This is a genomic window from Streptomyces sp. NBC_00341, from assembly GCF_041435055.1.
Lineage (GTDB): Bacteria > Actinomycetota > Actinomycetes > Streptomycetales > Streptomycetaceae > Streptomyces.
Genome location: NZ_CP108002.1, coordinates 6,033,989 through 6,053,764 on the forward strand (window position 1 = coordinate 6,033,989; position 19,776 = coordinate 6,053,764).

Annotated in this window: 19 protein-coding genes; 9 read left to right on the top strand and 10 right to left on the bottom strand. The window is 70.2% G+C overall.

Annotation, left to right across the window (positions count from 1 at the left end; translation table 11 throughout):
* Positions 1–44: 44 nt before the first annotated feature.
* From OG892_RS27340 to OG892_RS27350, 3 genes are read left to right on the top strand one after another with little or no spacing between them, the layout of a single operon-like run.
* Positions 45–1,037 carry a carbohydrate ABC transporter permease gene (locus OG892_RS27340; protein ID WP_371630520.1) on the top strand — a complete coding sequence of 331 codons (993 nt, stop codon included), beginning with the start codon at positions 45–47 and terminating at the stop codon, positions 1,035–1,037.
* A complete protein-coding gene (locus tag OG892_RS27345) occupies positions 1,034–1,864 on the top strand; it encodes a carbohydrate ABC transporter permease (protein ID WP_371630521.1) in 831 nt (276 codons plus the stop codon). Before OG892_RS27340 ends, OG892_RS27345 begins: the two co-directional genes overlap by 4 nt.
* A gap of 8 nt (positions 1,865–1,872) precedes the next feature.
* Positions 1,873–3,408 (top strand): glycoside hydrolase family 3 protein, encoded by a 1,536-nt coding sequence (locus OG892_RS27350; protein WP_371630522.1) that lies wholly within the window; start codon positions 1,873–1,875, stop codon positions 3,406–3,408.
* A 184-nt stretch (positions 3,409–3,592) separates the two neighbouring features.
* Here OG892_RS27350 and nagB read toward each other — a convergent pair whose 3' ends face one another.
* Positions 3,593–4,378 carry a glucosamine-6-phosphate deaminase gene (gene nagB, locus OG892_RS27355; RefSeq protein WP_073737006.1) on the bottom strand — a complete coding sequence of 262 codons (786 nt, stop codon included), beginning with the start codon at positions 4,376–4,378 and terminating at the stop codon, positions 3,593–3,595.
* A gap of 227 nt (positions 4,379–4,605) precedes the next feature.
* On the opposite strand from nagB, the gene OG892_RS27360 reads away from it, so the two are divergent.
* Together OG892_RS27360 and OG892_RS27365 are read left to right on the top strand one after the other, a co-directional pair.
* On the top strand, positions 4,606–5,676 hold the full coding sequence (locus OG892_RS27360; protein ID WP_371630523.1) for an SIS domain-containing protein: 1,071 nt from the start codon (positions 4,606–4,608) through the stop codon (positions 5,674–5,676).
* A 353-nt stretch (positions 5,677–6,029) separates the two neighbouring features.
* Positions 6,030–7,496 carry a sensor histidine kinase gene (locus OG892_RS27365; protein WP_073737004.1) on the top strand — a complete coding sequence of 489 codons (1,467 nt, stop codon included), beginning with the start codon at positions 6,030–6,032 and terminating at the stop codon, positions 7,494–7,496.
* A gap of 197 nt (positions 7,497–7,693) precedes the next feature.
* Here OG892_RS27365 and OG892_RS27370 read toward each other — a convergent pair whose 3' ends face one another.
* Both OG892_RS27370 and OG892_RS27375 read right to left on the bottom strand, forming a co-directional pair.
* Positions 7,694–7,951 carry a WhiB family transcriptional regulator gene (locus OG892_RS27370; protein ID WP_003953983.1) on the bottom strand — a complete coding sequence of 86 codons (258 nt, stop codon included), beginning with the start codon at positions 7,949–7,951 and terminating at the stop codon, positions 7,694–7,696.
* Positions 7,952–8,269: 318 nt separating this feature from the next.
* Positions 8,270–9,238, bottom strand: coding sequence for a diacylglycerol kinase family protein (locus OG892_RS27375; RefSeq protein WP_073737003.1), 969 nt, complete (start codon positions 9,236–9,238; stop codon positions 8,270–8,272).
* A gap of 235 nt (positions 9,239–9,473) precedes the next feature.
* Between OG892_RS27375 and OG892_RS27380 the strand changes: the two genes are divergently transcribed.
* Positions 9,474–9,887: a hypothetical protein gene (locus tag OG892_RS27380; RefSeq protein ID WP_073737076.1), complete on the top strand. Its 414-nt coding sequence runs from the start codon at positions 9,474–9,476 to the stop codon at positions 9,885–9,887.
* A gap of 61 nt (positions 9,888–9,948) precedes the next feature.
* Here OG892_RS27380 and OG892_RS27385 read toward each other — a convergent pair whose 3' ends face one another.
* The 3 genes from OG892_RS27385 to OG892_RS27395 form a co-directional block, all read right to left on the bottom strand.
* Positions 9,949–10,929: an RNA polymerase sigma factor SigF gene (locus tag OG892_RS27385; protein WP_371630524.1), complete on the bottom strand. Its 981-nt coding sequence runs from the start codon at positions 10,927–10,929 to the stop codon at positions 9,949–9,951.
* Positions 10,926–11,339, bottom strand: coding sequence for an anti-sigma regulatory factor (locus OG892_RS27390; protein WP_014048265.1), 414 nt, complete (start codon positions 11,337–11,339; stop codon positions 10,926–10,928). The genes OG892_RS27385 and OG892_RS27390 overlap by 4 nt, the downstream gene beginning before the upstream one ends.
* A gap of 232 nt (positions 11,340–11,571) precedes the next feature.
* Positions 11,572–11,832 carry a UBP-type zinc finger domain-containing protein gene (locus OG892_RS27395; protein ID WP_073737002.1) on the bottom strand — a complete coding sequence of 87 codons (261 nt, stop codon included), beginning with the start codon at positions 11,830–11,832 and terminating at the stop codon, positions 11,572–11,574.
* 35 nt (positions 11,833–11,867) lie between these two features.
* Between OG892_RS27395 and OG892_RS27400 the strand changes: the two genes are divergently transcribed.
* Positions 11,868–13,466: a Na+/H+ antiporter gene (locus OG892_RS27400; RefSeq protein WP_327338952.1), complete on the top strand. Its 1,599-nt coding sequence runs from the start codon at positions 11,868–11,870 to the stop codon at positions 13,464–13,466.
* Here the strand turns inward: OG892_RS27400 and OG892_RS27405 are convergent.
* From OG892_RS27405 to OG892_RS27420, 4 genes are all read right to left on the bottom strand, one after another.
* A complete protein-coding gene (locus OG892_RS27405; protein ID WP_371630525.1) occupies positions 13,445–14,392 on the bottom strand; it encodes a 1-aminocyclopropane-1-carboxylate deaminase/D-cysteine desulfhydrase in 948 nt (315 codons plus the stop codon). The genes OG892_RS27400 and OG892_RS27405 overlap by 22 nt on opposite strands.
* Positions 14,393–14,485: 93 nt before the next feature.
* The gene (locus tag OG892_RS27410; RefSeq protein WP_073736999.1) at positions 14,486–15,076 is read right to left on the bottom strand and encodes an N-acetylmuramoyl-L-alanine amidase; all 591 of its coding nucleotides are present in this window, start codon (positions 15,074–15,076) and stop codon (positions 14,486–14,488) included.
* 148 nt (positions 15,077–15,224) lie between these two features.
* The gene (locus OG892_RS27415; RefSeq protein ID WP_371630526.1) at positions 15,225–16,421 is read right to left on the bottom strand and encodes a globin domain-containing protein; all 1,197 of its coding nucleotides are present in this window, start codon (positions 16,419–16,421) and stop codon (positions 15,225–15,227) included.
* Positions 16,422–16,528: 107 nt separating this feature from the next.
* Complete coding sequence (locus OG892_RS27420; protein WP_371630527.1) at positions 16,529–16,978, bottom strand: Rrf2 family transcriptional regulator; 450 nt, start codon at positions 16,976–16,978, stop codon at positions 16,529–16,531.
* A gap of 175 nt (positions 16,979–17,153) precedes the next feature.
* On the opposite strand from OG892_RS27420, the gene OG892_RS27425 reads away from it, so the two are divergent.
* Together OG892_RS27425 and OG892_RS27430 are read left to right on the top strand one after the other, a co-directional pair.
* Positions 17,154–18,560 (top strand): family 2B encapsulin nanocompartment shell protein, encoded by a 1,407-nt coding sequence (locus OG892_RS27425; protein ID WP_328865458.1) that lies wholly within the window; start codon positions 17,154–17,156, stop codon positions 18,558–18,560.
* A gap of 151 nt (positions 18,561–18,711) precedes the next feature.
* Entirely contained in the window at positions 18,712–19,755 is a 1,044-nt protein-coding gene (locus OG892_RS27430) for a family 2 encapsulin nanocompartment cargo protein polyprenyl transferase (RefSeq protein ID WP_371630528.1), read from the top strand.
* Positions 19,756–19,776 lie beyond the last annotated feature (21 nt).

Sequence of the window (19,776 nt, forward strand, 5' to 3'; positions counted from 1 at the left end):
GTACGCACCGTTCCTGTAGGGCTCTGTTGGAAGTGATGACGAGCATGGCAGTAGAGACCAATCCGTCGGACGTGGCTAAGACAGCCGCAGGCCGGGGGCAGGGCGGGCAGCCACCCGCCGCACCGGGTGGGAAACGCGGGCGGAAGCTGGGCGCGGGGGCCGCGGCCTATCTGCTGCTCGTACCCGCTCTCGCCGTGACGGCGCTCCTCCTCGGCTATCCCCTGGTGAAGAACGGCATGCTGTCGTTCCAGAACCTCAATATGGGACAGCTGATCCAGCACGTCACCGAATGGAACGGGTTCAAGAACTACACGGAGGTCCTCGGCGGAGAGGACTTCTGGCGCGTCACCGTCCGCACCATCGTCTTCACCAGCATCAACGTCGCCCTGATCATGCTGTTCGGCACGCTGATCGGACTGCTGCTCGCCCGCCTCGGCAAGCGGATGCGACTGACCCTGATGCTGGGCCTCGTGCTCGCCTGGGCCATGCCCGTCGTCGCGGCGTCCACCGTCTACCAGTGGCTCTTCGCCTCGCGGTTCGGCGTAGTGAACTACGTGCTCGACCAAATCGGCTTCCACTCCATGGCCGACTACAACTGGACCGGCTCGCAGGTCTCCACCTTCTTCGTGGTCGGGCTGCTGATCGTCTGGCAGTCGATCCCCTTCGTGGCGATCAACCTCTACGCCGCCACCACGACGATCCCCAAGGAACTCTACGAAGCCGCCTCGCTCGACGGGGCCGGCAACTGGAAGAGCTTCACCCAGGTGACGTTCCCGTTCATGCGGCCCTTCCTCTACGCGACGACCTTCCTTGAGGTCATCTGGGTGTTCAAGGCGTTCCCGCAGCTCTTCACCATCAACGAGGGCGGCCCCAACCGCCTCACCGAGACGTTGCCGATCTACGCCTTCGTCGAAGGGGTCGGAAACCAGCACTACGGCATGGGCGCCGCGATCTCGCTGCTCACCATCCTGATCATGCTGGGGCTGACCTCCTACTACCTCCGCATCGTTCTCAAGCAAGAGGAGGACGAGCTGTGAAGCGCTCACTGCTCGGCCGCATCTGGCCCAACGCAACGGCGATCGTCCTCTTCGCCGCTTTCGTCTTCCCCGTCTACTGGATGTTCAGCACGGCGTTCAAGCCGACCGGTGACATCATCACCGAGAAGCCGGTCTGGTTCCCGACGAACGTCACGTTCGACCACTTCAAGACGGCGTACAACGCGCCCGACTTCTTCACGCTGGTCAGGAACTCGCTGACCGTCACGCTGCTCGCGGTCGTCTTCTCGCTGATCATCGCGCTCTTCGCGTCCTTCGCCCTGGCGCGGATGCGGTTCAAGGGCCGCAAGAGCATGATCCTGGTCTTCATGATCGCGCAGATGGCCCCGTGGGAAGTCATGGTCATCGCGATCTACATGCTGGTCCGCGACGCGGACATGCTCAACAGCCTGGTCCCGCTGACCCTCTTCTACATGGTCATGGTGCTGCCCTTCACCATCCTGACGCTGCGCGGCTACGTCGCCGCCGTGCCCAAGGAACTGGAGGAGTCCGCCATGGTCGACGGGTGCAGCCGCCCGCAGGCGTTCGTCAAGGTGATCCTGCCGCTGCTCGCCCCCGGTCTCATGGCGACCTCGCTCTTCGGCTTCATCACGGCGTGGAACGAATTCCCGCTCGTCCTCATCCTCAACAAGGACCCCGAGTCCAAGACGCTGCCGCTGTGGCTCTCCCAGTTCCAGAGCCAGTTCGGCGACGACTGGGGCGCCACCATGGCGGCGGCCTCGATCTTCGCGGTCCCGATCCTGATCCTCTTCGTCTTCCTGCAACGTAAGGCCGTCAGCGGTCTCACCGACGGTGCCGTGAAGGGATAACGCACCCCATGACCACCCTCGTATCCACCACGGACACCGTCACCCGCGACGCGCTCGCCGTCCTGCAGCCGGGGTTCACCGGCACCACGGCACCGGACTGGCTGCTGCGCCGGATCGGTGAAGGCCTCTCCTCCGTCGGGCTGTTCGGCCGCAACGTCGAGACGCCCGGACAGCTCGCCGCGCTCACCGCCCAGCTCCGCGCCGAACGCGACGACGTGCTCGTCGCGATCGACGAGGAGGGCGGCGACGTCACCAGGCTGGAGGTGCGGCACGGCTCCTCCTTCCCCGGCAACCTGGCGCTCGGCTCCGTCGACGACACCGTGCTGACCCGCGCCGTCGCCCAGGAGCTGGGCCGCCGGCTCGCGGACTGCGGCGTCAACCTCAACTGGGCGCCGTCCGCGGACGTCAACTCCAACCCCGGCAACCCGGTCATCGGCGTACGGTCCTTCGGCGCGGACCCGCACCTGGTCGCCCGGCACACCGCCGCGTACATCGAGGGCCTCCAGGCCGCCGGCGTCGCCGCCTGCACCAAGCACTTCCCGGGGCACGGCGACACCGCGGTCGACTCGCACCACGCGCTGCCGCGCATCGACGTGGACCTGGAGACCCTGCACGCCCGTGAACTGGTGCCCTTCCGGGCGGCCATCGCGGCGGGTTCCAAGTCGGTGATGAGCGCGCATATCCTGCTTCCCGCGCTCGACCCGCACCGCCCGGCGACGCTGAGCCCGCAGATCCTCACCGGTCTGCTGCGCGAGGAGCTGGGCTACGACGGACTGATCGTCACCGACGCCGTGGAGATGCAGGCCATCGCCTCGACGTACGGGATCGAGCGCGGCTCGGTCCTCGCGATCGCGGCGGGCGCCGACGCGCTGTGTGTCGGCGGCGGCCTCGACGACGACAGCACGGTGCTCCGGCTGCGCGACGCGCTGGTCTCGGCGGTCCGTGCCGGTGAACTGCCCGAGGAGCGGCTCGCCGACGCCGCCGCCCGGGTACGGGCCCTCGCGTCCTGGACGCGGCGGGCCCGGGGGGCTGTCCCGGAGCCGGGCGCGGCAGTGCAGGAGGGGACCGCGCCCGGCACCGGGGGCAGCACGGGCATCAGCTCCGACATCGGCCTGATCGCGGCCCGCCGCGCGCTCGTGGTGACCGGCCCGGCCGAACCGCTCACCGGCCCGGCGTACGTCGCCGCGCTCACCCCGGTCTCGAACATCGCGGTGGGGGACGAGACGCCCTGGGGCGTCGCCGCCGAACTGGCCCGGCTGGTGCCGGGCACCGGTACGGACACCTACGGCAGCGAGCACGCGAACCTCGCCGCCGATGTGCTGCGGGCCGCGGGGGACCGGCGCATCGTCGCGGTCGTCCGCGACGCGCACCGTCACCCGTGGATGACGGAGGCCCTGGACGCGCTGCTGGCGGCGCGTGCGGACACGATCGTGGTCGAGATGGGCGTCCCCCAGGCCGAACCCCGGGGAGCCTTCCACATCGCCACCCACGGAGCCGCCAGGGTCTGCGGCCTGGCAGCGGCAGAGGTCATCACCGCCGCCTGACCCGTTCTCCCCCAATCGCCGGACGGCCAAATCAAGCCCGTCCGGCGATTGAGGACAGGACCTCGCGCCAAATCAAGCCCGTCCGGCGATTGAGGACAAGGCGTCCACCACGACGCACCCGCGCATACGCGAGAGGGGCCGGACACCACACAGGTGCCCGGCCCCTCCCACGTACCGCAGAAACCTAAATACCCTGCCACAGCGGCTTCGCCGCATACGTGGCGCGGAAGTAGTCCGCCAGCTTCAGCTTCGACGCCGCCGCCTCGTCGACCACTATCGTCGCGTGCGGGTGCATCTGGAGCGCCGACGCGGGCACCACGGAGGCCACCGGCCCCTCGACCGTCGCCGCCACGGCGTCGGCCTTGCCCTCGCCCGTCGCGAGCAGGATCGGGTGGCGGGACTCCAGGATCGTGCCGATGCCCTGGGTGATCACGTGGTGCGGCACCTGCGTGATGTCGTTGTCGAAGAAGCGCGCGTTGTCGACCCGGGTCTGATCGGTGAGCGTCTTGATCCGGGTACGGGAGGCGAGCGAGGAGCACGGCTCGTTGAAGCCGATGTGCCCGTCGGTGCCGATGCCCAGCAGCTGGAGGTCCACCCCGCCGGCCTCCGCGAGCGCCCTGTCGTACGCCTCACAGGCGGCCTGGACGTCCTCCGCGGAGCCGTCGGGGCCCATGAACGAGGACTCGGAGAGACCGAGCGGCTCGACGACCTCGCGCAGGACGACGGAGCGGTACGACTCCGGGTGGCCCGCCGGCAGCCCGACGTACTCGTCGAGCTGGCAGATGCGGGCGCGCGAGGCGTCCACGGCACCGGAGCGGACCTTGTCCGCCAGCGCCTGGTAGATGGGCAGCGGGGTCGAGCCGGTGGCAACGCCGAGAAGGGCGTCGGGCTTACGGCTCAGCAGGGTGCCGATGGCCCCCGCGATCAGTTCGCCGCCTGCCTTGGCGTCCGGGACGATGACAACTTCCACGCGGGGCCTGCCGATCTGGAGTGAATCATGTGGTATAGACCAATCAAAGTCCTAATCTAGCAGACCCCGCCCACGCGGACGAAGCCCCCGGGCGCCCGTCGGACGAACGGCGGGCGACGCGTCCGCAATCCCGCCGGGTGCCGTCCGCTGGCGGCCCCTCGGTGCCCCGTGTTCGACTTGGGTGCGTCCCAGCAGACGCATCGGCACATCACCGGGAGGCACCAGACATGTCCGCCACCTACCCGGCAGACGAGGGCGAGCTGCCCGGCCGGATCATGGCCGGCGAGATGGCCGAGCAGCCCGCGATGCTCCGCCGCATCCTCGACGACGGAGCCCCCGCCATCCGCGCGGTGGCGGCCGAGATCGCCGCGCGCAAGCCGCGCTTCGTCCTGCTCACCGCCCGCGGTACGTCGGACAACGCCGCGCTCTACGCGAAGTACCTGATCGAGATCACGCTCGGGCTGCCCTGCGGTCTGGCCTCGATGTCCACCACCACCGCGTACGGCGCGAAGCCGGATCTCAGGGACGTCCTGGTCATCACCGTCAGCCAGTCCGGCGGCTCGCCCGATCTGGTCGCGTCCACCAGGGCCGCGCGGGAGGCCGGCGCGGTGACGCTGGCCGTGACCAACAACCCGGACTCGCCGCTCGCCGCGGTCTCCGAGTACCACATCGACATCCTGGCGGGCCCGGAGAAGGCGCTGCCGGCCACCAAGACGTACACCGCCTCGCTGCTGTCGCTGTACCTGTTCGTGGAGGGGCTGCGCGGCGGCGACGGTGCCGCCGCCGCGGTCCTGCCGGAGCTGGCCGAGGCGGTCCTGGCCCGAAAGGACGAGGTCAAGGCCCTGGCGTCGCGCTACCGCTTTGCCGAGCGCATGGTCATCACCTCGCGCGGCTACGGCTATCCCACGGCCAAGGAAGCCGCCCTGAAGCTGATGGAGACGAGCTACATCCCCGCTCTCTCCTATTCCGGGGCCGACCTGCTGCACGGCCCCCTCGCCATGGTCGACAACATCTCCCCGGTGATCGCCGTGGTCACCGACGGCCGGGGCGGCGAGGCCCTCCAGCCGGTGCTCGACCGGCTGCGCGGGCGGGGCGCCGACCTCTTCGTGGTCGGCCCGAAGGCCCAGGTGCAGGCGGCCTCGGCGGGCTTCGTACTGCCGACCGCCGGGGTCGCGGAGGAGGTCCAGCCGATCCTGGAGATCCTGCCGCTGCAGATGCTGGCGTACGAGGTGACGATCGCCCGGGGCCAGGATCCGGACGCCCCGCGCGCGCTGGCGAAGGTCACGGAGACGCACTGAGAGCCGTTCCCGGAAACACCCGCGGGCCACGGCGCCGGGCCGGGACCCTCAGCCCGACCAGCACCGCAGCCCGGAGTAAGACCGCCCGGAGGCGGTCAGTCGGGCCGGCGGTGTGCGGTGCCCCCGGCCCGGGAGAGGTACCGGCGCAGTCAGGGCAGAGAGCGCGGGTACCTCGTTCCGCTCTCCTGTGCGGGGAGAGCGGAGGTTCTGTCTTCTGCATTGTGGACTAGACCATTCACGCCTGTCCATCCATGGGACACGGTATTTTCCGGCCCTACCCTCCACACGCGGGGCCGGGCCGTCCGGTTCGGTACCTGTCCGCATCCACAGGTACGCTCGCACGCGTGCCCTCCATGAACGACCTCGTCCGCCAGCACACCGCCCTGAGTGACACCGACCTCGAGTGGCTCCATCTGCTGGTCTCGGAGTGGCAACTGCTCTCCGACCTCTCCTTCGCCGACCTGGTCCTCTGGGTCCCCACCCGCGACGGCACCCGCTATGTGTCCGTCGCCCAGATGCGGCCCAACACCGGCCCCACCTCCTACCAGGACGACATGGTCGGCCACCTGGTGCCGCGCGGTCGCCGCCCGCTGCTGGACGCGGCGCTGGACGAGGGCCGGATCGTGCGCGAGGGCGACCCGGAGTGGCGCGAGGAGGTTCCGGTACGGGTCGAGTCGATCCCCGTACGGCGGGAGGGCCGCGTCCTCGGGGTGATCGCCCGCAACACCAACCTCCTCACCGTCCGCACCCCGTCCCGGCTGGAGCTCACCTATCTCCAGTCCGCCTCCGACCTGGCCCAGATGATCGCCGCCGGGTCCTTCCCGTTCCCCGGCCAGCAGGTGGACATGGACGCCTCGCCGCGGGTCGGTGACGGGCTGGTCCGGCTCGATGCCGACGGCGTCGTCCAGTACGCCAGCCCCAACGGCCTCTCCGCCTATCACCGCCTCGGCCTCGCCTCCGACCTGGTCGGACAGCACCTCGGCGGGATCACCGCGGAACTCGCCCCCTCCCGGGGCCCGGTGGACGAGGCGCTGGTCAAACTGGCCAGCGGTTACGCGCCCCGTGAGTTCGAGGTCGAGTGCACGGGCGGGGTGATCCAGCTCCGGGCGATCCCGCTCAAGCCCAAGGGGGTCCGGATCGGCTCCCTGGTCCTGCTCCGGGACGTCACGGAACTGCGCCGCCGCGAGCGCGAGTTGATCACCAAGGACGCCACCATCCGGGAGATCCACCACCGGGTGAAGAACAACCTCCAGACGGTGGCGGCCCTGTTGCGGCTGCAGGCCCGCCGGATGGACTCCGAGCAGGGCCGCGAGGCGCTCAACGAGGCGGTGCGGCGAGTCGGTTCGATCGCCATCGTGCATGAGACGCTGTCCCAGAATCTGGACGAGCGGGTGGAGTTCGACGAGATCGCGGACCGGGTCATCGCCATGGTCGCGGAGATCTCGCCGGGCAAGGTGACCTGCCGTCGGACGGGACGCTTCGGCATCCTGGACGCGGAAGTGGCCACTCCGCTGGCCATGGTCCTCACCGAAGTGCTGCAGAACGCCCTGGAACACGCCTTCGGCGTCGCCGAGTCGGGCACGGTCGAGGTCTCCGCGGTCCGGGGCGGTTCTCCCACGGAGGCGCGGCTGCTGATCACCGTCCAGGACGACGGCTGCGGTCTGCCCGAGGGATTCGACCCGCAGCGCACCGGCAATCTGGGGCTCCAGATCGTGCGGACGCTGGTGGAGGGTGAGTTGAGCGGGACGTTCGGCATGGTGCCGGCGCCGGAACGCGGCACCCAGGTCATCCTCGACATCCCGGTCCGCGCCGACAAGTAGCCGACAAGCGGTAGCGGTAGCCGCCGCCCGGACCCGAGCGGCGGCACAGCAGAGAGCCCGGACCGTTGGTGAACGGTCCGGGCTCTCTGGTCAAGCATGCGCTTCGGGGGTACTGCGCGCTGCGACTCGGGGGAGGGCGGGGTGATGCGTACGCTCTGTACGCGCCGCCGGGCTCAGGTTCGTAGCGGTGGCGTCGGTCAGGCGCTGGCGTTGCGCGCCCGGTTGCGAGCGGCGCGGCGCTTCATTGCGCGGCGCTCGTCCTCGCTGAGGCCACCCCAGACACCCGAGTCCTGGCCGGACTCGAGCGCCCACTGCAGGCACTGCTCCATGACGGGGCAGCGACGGCAGACGGCCTTGGCTTCCTCGATCTGCAGCAGCGCAGGACCGGTGTTGCCGATGGGGAAGAACAGCTCCGGGTCTTCCTCACGACAAACGGCGTTGTGACGCCAGTCCATGGCTGCTACCTCTCCTTGGTATACGTACTGTGGCTTGTGAATGTGAACGCTTTCACGAATCCCCCCGCAGGTGTCGGGCCGACGCCCAGATGAACTGGTTGTGGTCCTGTGAAGTGAGGAGGGGTTCTGGCTCTCAGTGGAGGCCGTTGTTGCGGGCCGTCCCGATCGCCATGTAGAGATTCGCAAACCTCGGCGGCGGATACAACCCCTACAGGAAAGTTTTTTTTGATTCCTCGGTGTCGGCTAGGTCACAGCCGTACTTCTAGAGGGTGGAAGCCAGTCCAAACGTTCGAGTTAAAGGACTTTGGTCCCTTCCACTCACACAATCACACGCAGTGCACGGCGTACGCCTGTGAACGTCACACTTGTGCGCACCCCCAGGTGGTCACCGTCCATCTGGAAGGGCAGTGGAGCCTTTGAATGCAAGGTGAAGTCTGTGAGGTCATGCAGTGAAACCGCGTGCTTACCGCGCGGCCCCTTCTCGGGGCTCGAAGTGAGCAGCTGGGTCGCGTAGCGGGTGACCGCCGCCGTCGACAGCCGTTGCAGGCCGAGGACGTCCAGGGCGGTGTCGAACGAGGCCTTCGGGGAGGCGTACATCGGGCGATTCCCCAGGTAGGTCCAGGGTGCCGTATTGCAGATTATGGAGAGCGCGAGCTCGGTGACCGGTTCCTGTCCGGGCACTTCGAGCGTGATCATTCCCTGCCGTCGGTGCGGTTCCTCAAGGAATTGGCGCAGTACCTGGCGGACGTACAGGGCATGGGTCGAACGCTTTCCCTGTTCCCGTCGCTGTTCGACCCGGCCGATGACGCCCGCGTCGAATCCGAGGCCGGCGCAGAAGGTGAACCAGCGTTCCGGCACGGATTCGTCCTCCGTGCCCGGGGTGCCGGCCGCGAGGCCCAGTCCGACGGTGCGTTCCGTTCGGTTGGCCAGTGCGTCCAGGATGGCGCCGGTGGCCTCCACCGCGTCGTTGGGCAGCCCGAGGGCGCGCGCGAAGACATTGGTGGAGCCGCCGGGTACGACGGCGAGTTTCGGCAGGTTGTCGATGTCGGGGCCGTTGTGCAGCAGGCCGTTCACGACCTCGTTGACCGTGCCGTCACCGCCGAGCGCCACCACGAGATCGATGTCGTCGCTGTCGGCGGCCCGGCGCCCCAGGTCGCGGGCGTGCCCGCGGTACTCGGTGGTCACGGCCTCCAGCTTCATCTCGCTGGCCAGCGCGTGGATGAGCACGTCACGGGTGCGGGCACTGGTGGTGGTAGCAGCTGGATTGACCACAAGAAGTGCGCGCATGTCCGCCAGACTACCTACCGCGGGGTATCGGCCTGAAGTCCTGCCCGATGACCTTCACGCAGGGTGACGGTGCGGGCGCGATGGGCCGATCGTGGCTGCCGCGTTCCGGTGGATTCGCGACCCCGGCTTCGCGTTCGCGGCTCCGGAGTGCCAACCTGCATGGGTGAGTACTCAGGAGAACGCGCCCTCGTCGATGCCTCTGGTGGAACCGCCGAAGCCGGCCAGGATCACGCTCGTGGCCGGACTCAACGCCCTGGAGGGCGCGGCCCTCGTCATCGGCGGAATCTACATGCTGGTCATGGGGCTGCTCGGCCGCCCCGAGAGCCCGCAGCAGGCCGAAATGGGCGGTCTGACGCTGATCGCGCTCGGGCTGATCCCGGTGTTCGCCGCCCGTGGACTGCTGCTGCGGCGCAGCTGGAGCCGGGGCCCCGCCCTCATCACCCAGATCATCGCGCTGCCGGTGGCGTGGACGCTGCTGCGGTCCCAGGGCGTGCTGATCCCGGCCGGGATCGTCCTGGCGGCGGTGTCACTGACGGCGCTGTACCAGCTGGCCAGGCCGACGACGATCGGCGCCCTGGGGATCCGCCGGCCGGGCGCGGAACCCGAGCCGGAGCCCGAGTCGAAGTCCGGCAGGGACACCGCCGCCTGACGTGTGCGCGCGAACGGGGTGCGGACGGCCGCCGGTCTCCCGGGGCCGCGGCACCGTCCGGCTACTCCTCGACGAGCAGTCGCTCGCGCAGCTGTGCCAGGGTGCGGGCCAGCAGCCGTGAGACGTGCATCTGCGAGATGCCGACCTCCTGCGCGATCTGTGACTGGGTCATGTTGCCGAAGAAACGGAGCAGCAGAATCCGCTTCTCCCGTGGCGGCAGGTCCTCCAGCAGCGGCTTGAGCGACTCCCGGTACTCGACGCCCTCCAGCGCCTCGTCCTCGGAGCCGAGCGTGTCCGCGACCGCGGGGGACTCGTCGTCCGTGTCCGGCACGTCCAGGGAGAGCGTGCTGTAGGCATTGGCCGATTCCAGCCCCTCCAGTACCTCCTCCTCGGAGATGCCGAGCCGCTCCGCCAGCTCGTGCACCGTGGGTGAACGGCCGTGCTGCTGGGACAGCTCCGCGGTCGCCGTGGTCAGCGACAGCCGCAGCTCCTGGAGGCGGCGCGGCACCCGCACCGCCCAGCCCTTGTCGCGGAAATGGCGCTTGATCTCACCGACGACCGTGGGCGTGGCGTACGTCGAGAACTCGACCCCCCGCTCCGGATCGAACCGGTCCACCGACTTGATCAGGCCGATCGTGGCGACCTGGGTCAGATCGTCCAGCGGCTCTCCCCGGTTGCGGAACCGCCTGGCCAGGTGCTCCACGAGCGGCAGATGCATCCGGACCAGCCGGTTGCGCAGTTCGGCCTTCTCGGGCGAGCCCTCGGGGAGCTTGCCCAGCTCGATGAACAACGCCCGCGCCCCGCTGCGGTCGTGTGGATCGTGGTGCCTGTGCTCGCTCATCTGGCCTGCCCGCTCCGCCTGCGACTGCTCCACCGCGACCGTACGGCCGGCGGGCCCGTCCGCCCCGTCCACCGCACGGGGCAGGTCCGCCTCGTCCACCGGATGAGTCAGGGCCTGCTGGTCCGGGATGCCTGCCGCGTGCACCACCCCAGGTCGGATCGTCTCGTCCCGCACAGGACCGTCCCCGTTCCCGTTGCTCACGCCGGCCCGGGTCCCGCGCCGCGCTGTTTGTACAGGCTGATGCTGACCGTCCGGTCGTCGGCGACCGTGGAGTCGACCTTCCCGGCCAGTGCCGAGAGCACCGTCCAGGCGAAGGTGTCACGTTCCGGGGCCCGCCCGTCCGTCGTGGGGGCCGATACCGTCACCTCAAGTGAGTCGTCGATGAGACGGAAGACGCAGCTGAGGACGGAGCCGGGCACGGCCTGCTGAAGCAGGATCGCGCAGGCCTCGTCGACCGCGATGCGAAGATCCTCGATCTCGTCGAGAGTGAAGTCCAAGCGCGCTGCGAGGCCGGCCGTGGCCGTGCGCAGCACCGACAGGTAGGCACCCGCAGCGGGCAGCCGGACCTCTACGAAGTCCTGATTCCCGGGCTCGCCTGCGATCTGGGACACCCTCACCTCCAAGGTGGCACAAACTCATTCGAGGATCCGGGAAGAGTGCCCCGGAGCCATGCGGTACGTCTTCGGTTCTTGGTCCGGCGACGCTATCGCGATCCATGATGCCGTGTCGCCAAGACCCCGTCCCATGACTGTCACTCATGGTAGGCCCACGAGTACACACAGTGGCTAGAGGTCTGCGGCGGTCAATTACGAACAACAGGCGCCGGTTTGACGTACCCAGACGTCAGACGATCGAACCGTGCTCGAAGCACCAACGCCAGCTTTCACCGGGTTCGAAGCTCCGCATCACCGGATGACCGGTCTCCTTGAAGTGCGTCGTGGCGTGCTGCATCGGTGACGAATCACAGCAGCCGACATGGCCGCAGACCAGGCAGAGCCGCAGCTGCACGGGGTGGGTGCCGGCTGCCCGGCATTCGAGACAGGCATCACTGAGGGGTGCGGGCTCGGGGCGCGGCAGATCTGATACGTGCGGGCACTCACTCATGATTGCCAGGTTACGACGGATGCGAGGACCGTGAGATGGACGCGTTGCCACTGGTGGCACTGGTCGCGGCGAGCGCGGCGGTGGCGGGGCTGGCCCGCCGTACCCCGGTGCCGGCCCCGCTGCTTCTGGTGGCCATGGGGCTGATCGGCAGCTATGTGCCGGGGGTGCCGACGTACACCCTGAACGCGCACATCGTGCTGCCGCTCCTGCTGCCACCGCTGCTCTACACCGCCGCGGTCGACAGCTCCTACCTCGACCTGCGGGCCAACCTCCGCCCCGTCGCGCTGCTCTCCGTCGGCTACGTGCTGTTCGCGACCGTCGCGGTCGGCTGGCTGGCCTACCGGCTGGTGCCCGATCTGCCGCTCACCGCCGCGCTGGTGCTGGGCGCCGTGATCGCCCCGCCGGACGCGGTGACGGCCGCGGCCATCGCCCGCCGGGTCGGCCTGCCCGCCCGGGTCACGACGATCCTCCAGGGCGAGTCCCTGGTGAACGACGCCACCGCGATCACCGCGTACAAGGTGGCCCTCGCGGCGGCCGTGGGCGAGGGGATGAGCTGGGGCGCCGGGATCGGGGAGTTCTTCCTCGCGTCGGTCGGCGGCGTCGCGGTCGGCCTGGTGCTCATGGTGCCGCTGCACTGGCTCCGCACCCACCTCAAGGAGCCCCTGCTCCAGAACACCCTGTCGCTCCTGATCCCCTTCGTGGCGTACGCGGCGGCCGAGCGGGTGCACGCCTCCGGAGTGCTCGCGGTGGTCGTCGTCGCGCTCTACCTGGGCCACCGGTCCTGGCAGGTCGACTTCGCCACCCGGCTCCAGGAGGCCGCGGTCTGGAAGATGGTCGCCTTCATCCTGGAGTCCGCGGTCTTCGCGCTGATCGGCCTCCAGCTGCCCTTCGTACTGAAGGGGCTCGGTACGTACGCCGTCACGGACGCCCTCTGGTACGCCGTGGCGGTGTTCCTGGCGGTCGTCGTGGTCCGGTTCATCTGGGTCTATCCGGCGACCTATCTGCCCCGGTTGCTGTCGAAACGGATCAGGGAGCGGGAACCCGGGACCGACTGGACCGCGCCGCTCATCGTCGGATGGGCCGGGATGCGCGGTGTCGTCTCGCTGGCCATCGCGTTCTCCATCCCGATGGCCACGGCCGACGGCGCGGACTTCCCGGCCCGCAACCTGGTGCTCTTCCTGACGTTCACCACGGTCATCGGCACCCTGGTCATCCAGGGGCTCACCCTGCCGCTCCTGGTGCGCGTCCTGAGGCTCCCGGGGCGCGACCGGCAGGCCGAGACCCTCGCGGAGGCGCAGGCGCAGAGCGAGGCGTCCACGGCCGCAGAGGCACGGCTGGAGGAACTGCTCGCCGACGAGCGCAACCGGCTGCCGCAGCCGCTCACCGACCGGCTGCGCACCGTTCTGGAGCGGCGCCGCAACGCCGTGTGGGAGCGGCTGGGGGCGTCGAACCCGGTGACGGGGGAGTCGGCGGACGACACCTACCGGCGCCTCGCCGGCGAGATGATCGAGGCGGAGCGCGAGGTCTTCGTGCGGCTGCGGGACGAGCGCGGCATCGACGACGAGATGATGCGGACCCTGCTCAGGCGCCTCGACCTGGAGGAGGCGGCGGCCTACCGGGAGGAGTCGGACTGAGGGCCGGCAGGCGGTTCCGCCGGGTCCGGGCGTCCGGTGATCACGGCGGCGACCGCGCTTCCGGCGGGGAACGCGCCCTCCCCGGCCAGCGTCGTGAGCGCGTAGAGGAGTTTGGCCACATAGAGCCGCTCGACCGGCAGCCCGTGCCGGTCCTCGAAGTCGTCCGCGAAGGCGTGCAGCGCGTCGGTGGTACGGGCGTAGCCGCCGAAGTGGAACCGCTCGTCCAGGGACCAGTCGCCGGCCGGTCCGCCGAACGCCTCTCGCTGGAGGTCGTGTACCGCCTCGCCCAGGAAGCCGCCGCGCAGGACCGGGACGCCGAGCGCGCGCTGCCCCGGCGCGAGCCCGGCGGCGAGGCCCGCCAGGGTGCCTCCGGTGCCGCAGGCCACCGCCGCCACGTCGGCCAGTCCTCGCAGCTCGCGCCCGAGCTCTGTGCAGCCCCGTGCGGCCAGGGCGTTGCTGCCGCCCTCCGGGATGACCTCGCAGGCGCCGTGGGCGCTCAGCAGCCCGGCCAGGACCTCTGGATCGGCCTTGGCGCGGTAGGTCGCACGGTCCACGAAGTGCAGCCGCATCCCGTCGGCGGCGCACCGCGCCAGCGAGGGGTTGAGCGGCCGGTCGGCCAGCTCGTCGCCGCGGACGACGCCGACGGTACGGAAGCCGAGCAGCCGTCCCGCGGCGGCAGTCGCCCGCAGGTGGTTGGAGTACGCCCCGCCGAACGTCAGTACGGGACGTCCGGCGGCGGCGAGCAGGTTGGGGGCGAGCTTGCGCCATTTGTTGCCCGGCAGATCCGGGTGGATCAGATCGTCGCGCTTGAGCAGCAGCCGTACGCCGTACCGGCCGAAGCGGTCGTCCTCGGCCGGCTGCAGGGGTGACGGAAGCGCCGGCCGCAGCCGGGAGAGGGCGGGCGGGCCGGGTGGTGTGGCGGGCATGTCCCCATTGTGGACGTGCCCGCTCGATTGTGGACGGGCGCGCTTGTGGACGGGCCCCGGGCTGCGGACGTGCCCCGGGCGGACCGTGGGCGGCTACTTCATGCGGTCATGGATCCTGGCCCGCATATCGGCCATCGTGAAGCCGCGCGGGTCGACCTTGCCCGGTTGCCACTCCAGGTGCCCGATGACGGACTTGGCCGTCCAGCCGTGATGGCGGCAGATCGCGGCCGCGACCTTCTCGATGGCTTCGAGCTGGACGTCGGGCCAGGGGTCCTTCCCGTCGCCGAGGTTCTCGCACTCGAAGCCGTAGAAGTGCCGGTTCCCGTCGGTGTTGGCCTCGTTGTCCGGCGGCAGGCTCTTCTCCGCGACGACGGCGCGCAGTACGTCGTCGTCGCCGAGGCCGGCGTGGTTGGCCCTGCCGTAGCCGACCAGGTGGACGCGGCCGTCCTTGGCGATGACGCCGTGGCACAGCGGCCCCGGCAGGTCGCTGTGGCCGTCGCGGCAGAGCTGGACGGTGGCGGCGGTGCCCTTGGTGACGGTGTGGTGGATCATCACGCCGTTGACCGGGCCCCAGTCGCCCTGCTGGTTGCGGTTGTGGGTTCGCCAGTCGCCTACCTGCACGACGGTGAGCCCCTCGTCCTTCAGGGCGGCGAGGAAGGTGCTCGCGGACATGGGTGAGGACATGGCCGACTCCTTTGCGCGTGGGGAGATATGCCCGTGGTGCGCTTGTACCCGGTAAACAGGTCCCCGAGCCAGTCATGCGCTGTTGACGGGGCTCTGTTCGGGCGGTGTGCGAGCCGATCCGGTCAATTCCGCGAGCACCGGACGCGGTTCAGCCCCTGGCGAGCCACAGGTCGGGGCCGAACACCTCGTAGTGGATGTCGGCGGCGGGGACGCCCTTGGCGAGCAGCTGGGTGCGCACGGACCGCATGAAGGGCAGCGGGCCGCACAGGTAGGCGTGGGTGTCGGACGGGACGGCCAGGTCCGTCAGGTCGACCAGGCCCGTGCGGTTTCCGGGGTGGCCGGGGCCGGGATTCTCGTACCAGAAGTGCGCCGAGGCGTCCGGGAGTTCGCCGGTGAGCGTGGCGTGGTCGGTGCGCAGGGCGTGGTCGTCGGGGGAGCGGTCGCCGTGCACGACGGTGACCGGGGTGCGGTGGCCGTCGTTCGCCAGGTGCTCCAGCATCGAGAGCATCGGGGTGCACCCGATGCCCGCGGAGGCGAGCAGGAGCGGGGCGTCGGCGGAGTCCAGCACGAGGTCGCCGTACGGGGCCGAGACGCTGAGCAGGTCGCCCGGCCGGACCCGGTCGTGCAGCCGCCGCGAGACCTCGCCGTCCGGGGCGCCGTCCCCGTGCACCCGCTTGACGGTGATCGAGCGGAGCGGGGAGCCGGGAGCGCGGGACAGGCTGTACTGGCGTATCTGGCGTGCGCCGTCCGGGAGTTCGCACCGCACCGAGACGTACTGGCCGGGGCGGAAGCCGGGGGCGGGCGCACCGTCGGCGGGGCGGAGCCGGAAGGTGGCGACGTCCGCGGTCTCCTCGGTCCGGGAAACCACCTCCCAGTCCCGCCAGACGTCACCGGCGAGCACTCCCTGCTGCGCGTACAGCCGCTCCTCGATCGCTATGAGGGCGTTGGCCATCAGCCAGTAGACCTCGTCCCAGGCGGCGGCGACCTCCGGAGTCACGGCGTCACCGAGCACCTCCGTGATGGCGGCGAACAGGTGGGTGTGGACGACGTCGTACTGGGCGGCCGTGATGCCGAGCGAGGCGTGCTTGTGCGCGATGCGGCCGAGCATGACGTCGGGGCGGGTTTCGGGGTGCTCGACCAGCTGCGTCGCGAAGGCGGCTATGGAACCGGCGAGCGCCTGGCGCTGGGCGCCGGAGGCCTGGTTGCCTCGGTTGAAGAGATCGCGCAACAGCTCGGGGTGGGCGTCGAACAGCTTGCGGTAGAAGAGATCCGCGATGTCTCCGATGGCCGCGCCGACGGCGGGCAGGGTGGCACGGACGGTGGCGGTCGACTGCTCGGAGAGCATCGTGACTCCTCGTATGGAATTGGTATTTGATATGCGCATTTACGGGCGAGCTGGAGGATGGGGGCGGGGCGAGGGGTTTGTGGTCCGGTGCCCGGGGCGGGTGTGGTTCAGTCGCCGGGTGGTGGCCCGCCGCTGATGCCGATCAGGAGCGGTCCCGTGGGGGAGGCGACGAGTTCCGCGACGGTGATCGGGTCGAGCGTGGCGTAGAAGGCTTCCGCCGCCTCGCGCAGCGCCCCGCGCAGTCGGCACGCCGACCGCAGCGGGCAGGGGGTGGTGCCGTCGCACTCGACGACGTCGCCGGGGCCCTCCAGCTCGCGGACGAGCCCGCCGATGGACGCGGTCGGGCCGCCCGGGGCCAGGGTGAGCCCGCCGCCCCGGCCCCGTCGCGCCTCGACCAGGCCGAGGTGCTGGAGCCTGGCCACGACCTTCGCGGCGTGGGAGTACGGCACCTGCATGGCCGCCGCCACCTCGCGGGTGGTCGGCGGATCCTCGTTCTCCACGACTGCGAGGCGCATCAGTACGCGCAGTGCCACGTCGGTGAATCTCGTCAGCCGCATGACGGTCACGCTAGATAATTGGCATCCCAGATGCAAGTTAACTGCTCCGCGGGCATCGCGCAGCGTTGTGCCCAGCCCAAAGCCCTATTAGTCACACTCTTTTGTGTAATGGCGCGCCGAGTCACGTGCTGAAAGGCTTCTTCAGCAGGTCAGCCGATGATGGAGAGGACGTCAGATGTCCGTTGGTGAAGAGGTTCAGAACGCGCAGGTGCCGCCGCAGCAGAGTCTTGGCACGGCAGCCGCGCGGAACCTCGCGACGACCACCAAGTCCGCCCCGCAGATGCAGGAGATCACCTCGCGGTGGCTGCTGAAGATGCTTCCGTGGGTCCAGGTGCAGGGCGGCACATACCGGGTGAACCGCAGGCTGAGCTACTCGGTCGGCGACGGCCGGGTGACCTTCGTACAGACCGGAGACCGGGTGGCGGTCATCCCCGCCGAGCTCGGTGAACTCCCGGCCCTGCGGGGCTTCGGGGACGAGGAGGCGCTCGCGGAGCTGGCCCGCAGGTGCGAGCAGCGTGACGTTCCCGCCGGACAGCTCCTGGCCACGGCCGGTGACGCGGCGGACCGGGTCTTCCTGTTGGCGCACGGCAAGGTCGAGAAGATCGGCACCGGCCCCTACGGGGACGAGACGGTGCTCGGGGTGCACGCCGACGGGGCCTACTTCGGTGACCACTCCCTCGTCGAGGGGGACGCCCTCTGGGAGTACACGGCCCGCGCCGTCACGAACTGCACCGTACTGACGTTGCAGCGGGCCGATGTGCTCAACCTCGCGGAGCGGTCCGATTCGCTGCGCGAGCATCTCGCCGGACTGCTGGCCATCCCGCAGCAGCGCACCAACAACTACGGCGAGGCGGCGATCGACCTGTCCGCGGGGCACGTCGGGGAGGCCCTCGTCCCGCACACGTTCGTCGACTACGACGCCGCGCCCCGCGAGTACGAACTGAGCGTCGCGCAGACCGTGCTGAAGGTCCACAGCCGGGTCGCCGACCTGTACAACCAGCCGATGAACCAGACCGAGCAGCAGTTGCGGCTCACGGTCGAGGCGCTGCGCGAGCGCCAGGAGCACGAGCTGATCAACAACCGCGAGTTCGGCCTGCTCAACAACTGCGACTACGGCCAGCGGCTCCAGCCCCACGACGGTGTGCCCGGTCCGGACGACATGGACGAACTGCTCTCGCGCCGCCGCGGATCGAAGCTCTTCCTGGCTCACCCCCGGGCCATCGCCGCCTTCGGCCGGGAGTGCAGCAAGCGCGGACTGGTCCCGGAGAGCGTGGACGTCGGCGGTCACCGCATCGCGACCTGGCGCGGGGTTCCGATCTTCCCGTCCAACAAGATCCCGGTCAGCGACGCCCGCACCACCTCGATCATCTGCATGAGGACCGGTGAGGCCGAGCAGGGCGTCGTCGGACTTCAGCAGACCGGCATCCCCGACGAGATCGAGCCCAGCCTGTCGGTCCGGTTCATGGGGATCGACGAGCAGGCGATCATCTCCTACCTCGTGACGGCCTACTACTCGGCGGCCGTACTGGTACCGGACGCCCTCGGTGTCCTGGAGAACGTCGAGGTAAGCCGCTGGCGTTAGTCCGTGTCCGCAGCGGGTCCCGGCCGCCACGGGCGGGACCCGCTGCCCGGCACGCGCCGCGGTCCTCAGTAGCCACAGCAACCACCCACGTCCCGGCCCGGAGCGACAGCGTCCGGGCCGGGACGGCAACGACCGGGGTGACCGATTGACCATGACCCGTACCGACGCCGCCACCGAGGGCAACGAGGCCGCGGCTCTTCTGGAGTACACCCGATCCCTCGTCGACCCCCACCTGCGGGCGGCGGTCGCCTCGCTGCCCGGATCCATCCGGCGCGTCGCCATGTACCACTTCGGCTGGCAGCACGCCGACGGCAGCCCGGCCGGAGGCGGTGCGGGCAAGGCGATCAGACCGGCGCTCGTGCTGGCCGCCACCCGGGCGCTCGGAGGTGACCCCAGGGACGCCGTGCGGGCGGCCGTCGCCGTGGAGCTGGCGCACAATTTCACCCTGCTCCACGACGACGTCATCGACGAGGACCGGACCCGCCGGCATCGCGCCACCGCCTGGACGGTGTTCGGCATCCCGGACGCCGTCATCGCCGGCGACGCGATGCTGGCCCTCGCCCAGCGGCTGCTGGCCGAGGACGCCCGAGCGGTCTCGCCACGCGCCTCGGCCCGGCTCTCGACCTGCGTCATCGAACTGTGCGCCGGCCAGCAGGCCGACTGCGCCTTCGAGGAACGGGGCCCGGAGGAGGTCACGCTGGACGAGTGCCTCACCATGGCCACGGCCAAAACGGGCGCTCTGCTCGGCTGCGCCTGCGCGGTGGGCGCGCTCTACGCGGGCGCCGACGAGCGCGCCGTCGGAGCGATGGACGGCTTCGGCCGGGAGGCCGGGCTCGCCTTCCAGCTCATCGACGACCTCATCGGCATCTGGGGCGACCCGGCCCAGACGGGGAAGCCCGTCGGGGCCGATCTCACCGCCCACAAGAAGTCGCTGCCCGTGGTCGCCGCGCTCACCTCCGGTACCCCGGCGGCCGCTGAGCTGGCCGCCCTCTACCGCGGTCCGATGAACACGGTCGGCGAGGTGAGCCGTGCCTCCGACGCCGTCGACCGGGCCGGCGGGCGCGACTGGGCGCAGATCTGCGCCGCGGACCGGATGGCACGGGCCGTGCACCACCTGTCCCGCGCGGTGCCCGACCTGTCCGCGGCGGGCGACCTCCTCGCCCTGGCGGAGTTCGTCACGCGCCGGACCCACTGAGCGAAGCAGTGGGGGAGCCAA